General features: G+C 72.4%; 7 protein-coding genes. 5 read left to right on the top strand and 2 right to left on the bottom strand.

Annotated elements, in window-relative coordinates:
- Positions 1 to 47: 47 nt before the first annotated feature.
- A complete protein-coding gene (locus ACFW2E_RS36855) occupies positions 48 to 992 on the bottom strand; it encodes an oxidoreductase (protein ID WP_384473387.1) in 945 nt (314 codons plus the stop codon).
- 49 nt (positions 993 to 1,041) lie between these two features.
- Positions 1,042 to 2,496 (bottom strand): MFS transporter, encoded by a 1,455-nt coding sequence (locus tag ACFW2E_RS36850; protein ID WP_384473384.1) that lies wholly within the window; start codon positions 2,494 to 2,496, stop codon positions 1,042 to 1,044.
- Between the two features lie 214 nt (positions 2,497 to 2,710).
- Here ACFW2E_RS36850 and ACFW2E_RS36845 point away from each other — a divergent pair, with 214 nt between their 5' ends.
- The 5 genes from ACFW2E_RS36845 to ACFW2E_RS36825 are packed head-to-tail and all read left to right on the top strand — an operon-like array spanning position 2,711 to position 7,319.
- Positions 2,711 to 3,442, top strand: coding sequence for a DsbA family protein (locus ACFW2E_RS36845; protein ID WP_384473381.1), 732 nt, complete (start codon positions 2,711 to 2,713; stop codon positions 3,440 to 3,442).
- 32 nt (positions 3,443 to 3,474) lie between these two features.
- Positions 3,475 to 4,572, top strand: coding sequence for a phenazine antibiotic biosynthesis protein (locus ACFW2E_RS36840; RefSeq protein WP_384473378.1), 1,098 nt, complete (start codon positions 3,475 to 3,477; stop codon positions 4,570 to 4,572).
- The gene (locus ACFW2E_RS36835; protein WP_384473375.1) at positions 4,572 to 5,972 is read left to right on the top strand and encodes an aldehyde dehydrogenase family protein; all 1,401 of its coding nucleotides are present in this window, start codon (positions 4,572 to 4,574) and stop codon (positions 5,970 to 5,972) included. Before ACFW2E_RS36840 ends, ACFW2E_RS36835 begins: the two co-directional genes overlap by 1 nt.
- A gap of 20 nt (positions 5,973 to 5,992) precedes the next feature.
- Positions 5,993 to 7,024: a beta-ketoacyl-ACP synthase III gene (locus ACFW2E_RS36830; RefSeq protein WP_384473372.1), complete on the top strand. Its 1,032-nt coding sequence runs from the start codon at positions 5,993 to 5,995 to the stop codon at positions 7,022 to 7,024.
- A gap of 37 nt (positions 7,025 to 7,061) precedes the next feature.
- Entirely contained in the window at positions 7,062 to 7,319 is a 258-nt protein-coding gene (locus tag ACFW2E_RS36825) for an acyl carrier protein (protein WP_384473369.1), read from the top strand.
- The last annotated feature ends 69 nt before the right edge of the window (positions 7,320 to 7,388 follow it).

Below are 7,388 nucleotides of genomic sequence, written 5' to 3'. Positions count from 1 at the left end.
GGCCCGGACACCGAGGAGGTGTCCGGGCCCGTCGCCGTGTGCGGCCGTCAGACGGCCCGCATCGTCTCCAGCTCCACGAGGTCGTCCTCGGTCAGCCGCAGCCCGGCCGCGGCGATGTTCTCCTCCAGGTGCGCCACCGACGACGTGCCCGGAATGCACACCAGGTTGGGCGAGCGGTGCAGCAGCCAGGCCAGGGCCACCTGGTAGGCGGTGACGCCGTGCCGCTCGGCCACCAGGTCGACGGGCTTCGCGTCCAGCGGCACGTTCAGCGGGACCTTGGCGTCCTTGCCCGGCGTCTTCTCGGCGCCCAGCAGTGTGTACGTGCCGAGCGGGAAGAAGGACATGTAGGCGATGCCGGCCTCCTCGCAGGCCCGCAGGGTGGCCTCGTCGTCCCGGCGTACGACGTTGTACTCGTTCTGCACGCACACCACGGGGGCGATGGAGCGCGCCTCGGCGAACTGGGCCGGGGTGACGTTGCTGACGCCCAGGTGCCGGACGAGGCCCTGCTCCCGCAACTCGGCGAGCGCGCCGAAGGGTTCGGCGATCGACTCGTCGGGGCCGATGCCTCCGGCCTCGGCGACGATACGGAGGTTGACGACGTCGAGGTGGTCACGGCCGAGGTGGCGCAGGTTGGAGTGGACGGCCTCGCGCAGTTCCCGCGGGGACAGGGCGGCCGGCCACTCCTTGTCCGGGGTGCGCCTGGCGCCGACCTTGGTGACGATCACCAGGTCGTCGTCGTAGGGGTGCAGGGCCTCGCGGATGAGTTCGTTCACCACGTACGGGCCGTAGTAGTCGCTGGTGTCGATGTGGTTGACCCCGAGCTCGCGCGCCCGGCGCAGTACGGCGAGGGCGGCCGCGCGGTCCTTCGGGGGGCCGTAGACACCGGGGCCCGCCAGCTGCATCGCGCCGTATCCCATGCGGTGGATGGTGAGGTCGCCGCCGATGGTGAGGGAGCCCGCGGCGTCGGCGCGGACGGCGGAGTGCGTGGTCATGGGTGAACTCTCCTTGGAGAAAAGAGGGTTGGCGAGGTTCGGGTGCGGGTCAGAGGGTGCGGGAGGCGTGGCGCAGGGCGCGGCCGAGGCAGAACCAGACGAACGCGGCGGCCGCGACGGTGACGAGGGTGTCCACGCCGAGGGCGAGACGGACGCCGGACAGGACGGCGTCGGAGTACGAGCCCTCCCCCTCCAGCGCATGGATGCGGCTGCTGGCGACGGCGCTGAGCACGGGGGTGCCCAGGGCGAGCGCCACCTGCTGGGTCATGGTGGCCAGGCCGGTGGCCAGCCCCTGTTCCTCGTTCGGCAGGCCGGAGGTCGCGGTGACCATGTACGCCACCACGCCCATGACATGGCCGAAGGCGCCCACGGTGAGCACGGCCAGGACGAGGGCGATGCCGCCGCCGCTGCCGGTGAACAGGAACACGCCGAGCGGGCCGGCGATCTGGAGCACCAGTCCGGCGACCAGGGTGGTGCGGTTGCCGTACCGGCCGATGACGCGAGGGGCGAAGGCGCCGCCGAGGAAGGCGGAGACGCCCAGCGCGGAGAAGGCGACTCCGGTGGCGAGCGCCGAGTAGCCGTGGACCTCCTGGAGGTAGAGGGTGACCAGGAAGATGACCGCGGTCTGCATGGTGATGAGGGCGAGGCCGCCGAGGTTGCCCCAGCGGACGGTCGGCCGGCGCAGGATCCCGACCGAGGCGAGGGGGGTCGCGGTGCGCAGTTCGACGCGGTGGAAGGCGGCGAGCAGGACGGCGCCGGTGAGGACGCAGCCGAGGACCAGCGGGCTGTCCCAGCCCAGGTCGGGGCTGCGGGAGACGCCGTAGACCAGGGCGACCAGGCCCGCGCTCACCGTGACGGCACCGGGGATGTCCATGCGGGGGCGTTCGGCTGACCGGCTCTCCTTCAGGAACACGGGAGCGGAGGCGACCATGGCGAGGCAGACCGGTACGTTGATCAGGAACGACCAGCGCCAGCTGAGCAGCCCGGTGAGCAGGCCGCCGGCCACTGCGCCGACGGTGAAGCCGAGCGAGATCATGGTGCCGTTGACGCCCAACGCCTTGGCGCGCAGGGGGCCTTCGGGGAACGACGTGGTGAGCAGGGCGAGCGCGGCCGGGGTGGCCATCGCGGTGGCGATGCCCTGGGCGACACGGGCGGCGATCAGCACCGACGGGCTCTGCGCGACCGCGCCCAGCACGGACGAGGCCGCCAGGAGCCCGATACCGCCCATGAACACCAGGCGCCGCCCGTAGAGGTCGGCGATCCGCCCGAACAGCAGCGTGAAGCCGGCCGAGGTGAGCGCGAACGCGGTCGTGATCCAGTGCAGGTCCCCGACCGCGAAGCCGAGGCCCGAGCCGATCACCGGGATCGCGACGTTCAGCAGCGGAAGATCCGCCGCCAGCAGGAACGTGGAGCTGAGCAGCAGCACCAGCACCGCCCGCTGGTGCGGGGTCATTCGAGGCGGGGCGGCGGGATCCGCGGCGTTTTCCGCGTCCAGCACGGACATGTTGAATTCCCTTTCGTGCGAGTGTGAGTCATGCTCCGGCAGGGCTCAAAGAGACGTCGATCGGCGACCGTCGACTTCGTCAGGTAGCGGAAATCCGTCTGACGAAGTCCGCGGTGCCTGACAAAGTCCTCCGCGCGCACTGCGGACGATCACGCGGCCATGCCCAGAATTCGGCCTGCCCCGTCCCGCACGCGCAGCCCGGAGGAACGCCGTCATGACCCAGCAGGCCGACACGGAATCCCTGTACTCGTCCGACCCGGCCGTCGTGACCGTCTGGTCGGACATCGGCTGTCCCTGGGCGACCCTGGCCCTGCACACCCTGCACGCCACCGCCCGGGAGCGCGGCACGCACGTCCTGGTCGACCACCGGGTCTTCCCGCTGGAGCTGTTCAACTCCGAGCCCACGCCCAAGCCGATCATCGACGCCGAGACGGTGGCGATCGGCGCCATGGTGCCGGAACTGGGCTGGCGCATGTGGCCGGGACCCGACTGGCGCTACCCGGTCACCACCCTGCCCGCGATGGAGGCGGTACAGGCGGCAAAGGCGCGGGCGGTCGGCGGGCTGCCCGCGAGCGACCAGCTGGACACCGCGCTGCGGCACGCCTTCTACGGGCGTGGCCGGTGCATCAGCATCACCTCGGAGATCCTCGCCGTCGCCGCCGAGTGCCCGCTGGTCGACGAGGCGGCGCTGGGCGAGGCACTGGAGCACGGCACCGGACGCGCGGCGATCCACCGCGACTTCGCCGTTGCCCGCGGCCCCCGGGTGCAGGGCAGTCCGCATCTGTTCACCGCCGCCGGCACCGATGCGCACAACCCGGGAGCCACCTTCCGGTGGACGGGCGACCCCTACGAGGGCGGATTCCCGAACTTCTCTTCCTATTCACGGGACTGGGCCGAGGAACTCCTCGGCAAGGTGGCACCCGGCGCCGCGACCCAGACCGGCTGATCCGTTTCGCATTCCCTGAAGGGAGCCCGCAGTTGTCCGCCGCAGACCCGATTCTCGAACTTCCCTACGGCGTCACGCCCGACCCCGACGAATTCCTCCGTGCCGCGCTCCGATGGCATTTCTCCGAGGAGACCGGAGCGCCGTTCTGGCTGGACCGCGCCGACCGGCTGGAATTCGACCCGCGTACCGACGTCCGCAGCTTCGACGACCTGAAGCTCTTCCCGAACCTCGCCAACGAGCTGCGGGAGGTGCGCGCGGAGGACCTGATCCCGCGCGGCTACGGGCCCCGGCCGAAGACCGTCGGCGTCTTCGACAGCGGCGGCACCACCGGCGCGCCCAAGCGCGTGGTCATGCTCCAGGAGTGGCTCGACCTGCTGCTGGCCCACAGCAACGCCCAGCTCGACGCACACGGCGTGCCGCGCGACGTGAACTGGCTGATGGCCATCCCGTCGGGGCCGCACATGGTCGGCGCCTCCTTCCAGCAGCTGGTGGCCGGACGCGGCGGGCTCTCCTTCACCGTCGACGTGGACCCGCGCTGGGTGAAGAAGATCATCGCCCGGGGCGACCGGACCGAGGCCGACCTGTACACCGAGCACCTCATCGACCAGCTCCAGCACCCGCTGCGCTCCCAGGACATCGGCGTCCTGATGCTCACACCGCCGGTCCTGGAGCGGCTGTGCCGCCGTGACGAGCTGGTCGACCTGGTGCGCAAGAAGGTGCGGGCCATCATGTGGGTGGGCACCCAGCTCGACCCGGACACCCGCAACCTGTACCGCACCGAACTGTTCCCGGACGCCGTGCTGTGCAGCGGCTTCGGCAACACCATGACACTCGGCCACGTCAGCGAGCGCCCCGGCCTCACCGACGACGAGCCGTGCGTCTACGACCCCTTCTCGCCGTACATGACGTACAACGTCATCGACCTTCAGGAGCGCAGGCCGGTCGAGTACGGCGAGCGCGGCCGGGTCGTCATGCACTACGTCGGCAAGAGCCTGTTCCTGCCGAACAACCTGGAGCGGGACTTCGGCACCCGGATCCGTCCGCTGCCGGGCCAGGTCGGCGACTCGGTCGCGGACATCGCGCCGGTGCCGGAGTTCGACGACGAGAAGGTCATCGAGGGGGTCTACTGATGGCCGAGCCGTTGATGGCCGAGCCCCGCCTCCTGGACGCGCTGGGGCCCTCCGGCCCCTACCGCGCCCGCAGACGCGAGACCGTCACCGACACCTCCGGCGCGCCGGTCGCCGAACTCAGCCTCACGCCGCGGCTGTTCGTCACCCGGGCGCTGGCGGCCCTGCGCAAGGCGGTCACGCTGCCGCTGGAGCGGCGGCTGGCCGCGCTCGCCGAGGCCGGGCGCGTGTTCCGCGAGGAGTGCGTGCACGGCCTGTCGTACGACGAGTACGAGCGGACCGTGGCCCGGGTCTCCGGCATCCCGCTGCCCGCCGTGCGGTCCGCCGCCGACGAGATCGCCGACTCCGCGCGGCGCGCGCTGGCCGGCGCGTACGGCGCCCTGCCCGGCGGCGCGGTGCTCGACTGGCGGGACCCGCGCACCCGTACCGGCGCCGCGGTGTGGACCCGGCGCGGCGAGGTCCTCGCCGTGAACGCGGCCGGCAACCACCCCGCCCCGCACGCCCTGTGGCTCGAGGCCCTCGCCCTCGGCTACCGGGTCGCGGTCCGGCCCTCGCGCCGGGAGCCGTTCACCCCGCACCGCCTGGTGGCGGCGCTGCGCGCGTCCGGGTTCGGCGACGACCACGTGGTGCTGCTGCCGACCGACCACGCGGTGGCCGACGAGGTGCTGCGGGGCGCCGATCTGTCCCTCGTCTACGGCGGTGACGACGTCGTACGCAAATACGCCGCCGACCCCACCGTGCTGGTCCAGGGACCCGGCCGGACCAAGATCCTGGTCACGGACGGCGCCGACTGGCGTGCGCACCTCGGCATGATCGTGGACTCGATCGCCCATCACGGCGGCGTCAAGTGCGTCGACGCCACCGCGGTCCTCGTGGAGGGTGACCCGGCGCCGCTGGCCCGTGCCCTCGCCGAGCGGCTGGGCGCGCTGCCGAGCCTGCCCGCCGACGACGAGAAGGCCGGGCTGCCGGTCCAGCCGGTCGAGCGGGCGCGGGCGCTGGAGCGGCACCTGCTGGAGCGCGCCAAGGGCACCACGGCCCACCTCGGCGGCGACGGCGTCGTGGAGGAACTTCCGGACGGGGGCGCGGTGTTGCGCCCGGCCGTGTTCCAGGTGCCCGACCTGAAGGGCGACTGGCACACCGCCGAACTGCCCTTCCCCTGCGTGTGGGTGGCGCCCTGGAACCGTGCCGACGGGACGGCCGCCCTGCGCGACACGCTCGTCCTCGGCGTGCTCAGCGGCGACGGGGACCGGGACGCCGGCCTGGTCGACGCGCTGGTCGCCGACCCGACCGTCGCCAATGTGCACCTCGGCGACCACCCGACCCACTGGATGGACCGCGGTGTGCCGCACGACGGCTACCTCGGCGAGTTCCTGATGCGGACCAAGACCGTCATACGCGGCTGAGCGAAAGGCCAGGCATCGCCATGACCGACCCACAGCGACCGGAAGCCGACGCGCGGCCCGCCGCCGTCCTCAAAGGCCTCGGCACGTATCTGCCGCCGCGCGCGGTCAGCAACGACGAGCTGTCCGAGCGGCTCGACACCAGCGACGAGTGGATCCGCACCCGTACCGGCATCCGGCAGCGGTACTGGGTGGAACCCGGCACCGCCACCGGTGATCTCGCCGTCGAGGCGGGGTCCAGGGCCCTGAAGTCGGCGGGCGTGGACGGCGTGGACGCGGTCGTCCTCGCCACCACCACGCCGGACCACCTCTGCCCGGCGACCGCGCCCTGGGTCGCCGCCCGGCTCGGCCTCGGCAGGGTGCCGGCCTACGACGTGGCCGCCGTGTGCGCCGGGTTCGTGTACGCCCTGGCCAGTGCGGCGGGGCTGATCCTCACCGGAGTCGCCGGGCGGGTGCTGGTGATCGGCGCGGAGACCTACTCCGGCATCCTCGACCCGGGCGACCGCAACACCGCGGTGATCTTCGGGGACGGAGCCGGTGCCGTGGTCCTGGAGGCAGGCCGCGCCGACGAGCCCGGCGCGCTGCTCGGCTTCGACCTGGGCAGCGACGGCGAGCAGCACGACCTGATCGCCATCCCGGGCGGCGGCTCCCGGCAGCGGGCGGGCGGCAGTCCTCCCGACCCGTCCGAGTGCTACTTCACCATGCAGGGCAAGCGGGTGTTCGCGCAGGCGGTGACCCGTATGGGCGACTCGTCGAGCGCGCTCCTGGAGCGGCTCGGCTGGCCCAGTGCCACGGTCGACCGCCTCGTCGGCCACCAGGCCAACGTCCGCATCCTGCACGCGGTGGCCGACCAGCTGGACATCGCCCGCGAGCGCGCGGTGGTGAACCTGGACCGCGTCGGCAACACCTCCGCCGCATCCATCCCGCTGGCCCTCGCCGACGCGGCCGCCACCGGCGGCCTGAACCCGGGCGAACGCGTGCTGCTGACCGCGTTCGGAGGCGGGCTGGCCTGGGGCTCGACCGCCCTGGTGTGGCCGGACGTCACCCCGAACTGAGCCCAGTCGAGTTGAACCGAACCGAAAGGTGGACCCCATGACCGCCCTCGCCGAGAGTACGATCGCCGACCACATCGCCGCGATCATGGCCGAGAAGTTCGACATCCCCGCGGCCGACATCGACGTCACCGCCGGGTTCGAGACGATGGAACTCGACTCCCTCGACCTCGTCGAACTCGCCGTGATCCTCACCAGGCAGTACGGAATCGCCCTGGAGGACCACGAGATAGCCGAGGCCGGATCCATCGAGAACACCGTCGCGCTGCTGCGGGACAAGGGCGTCCGGATCGCCTGAGTCGACGCGACCGGCAGCGGGCAGGGCCCCGGCGCCGCCCGGCGCGGCCCCCGCCCCCCCCCCGGCCCC

Source organism: Streptomyces sp. NPDC058964, assembly GCF_042741275.1.
Classification (GTDB): domain Bacteria; phylum Actinomycetota; class Actinomycetes; order Streptomycetales; family Streptomycetaceae; genus Streptomyces.
This window is presented reverse-complemented; position numbering and strand designations above follow the sequence as displayed.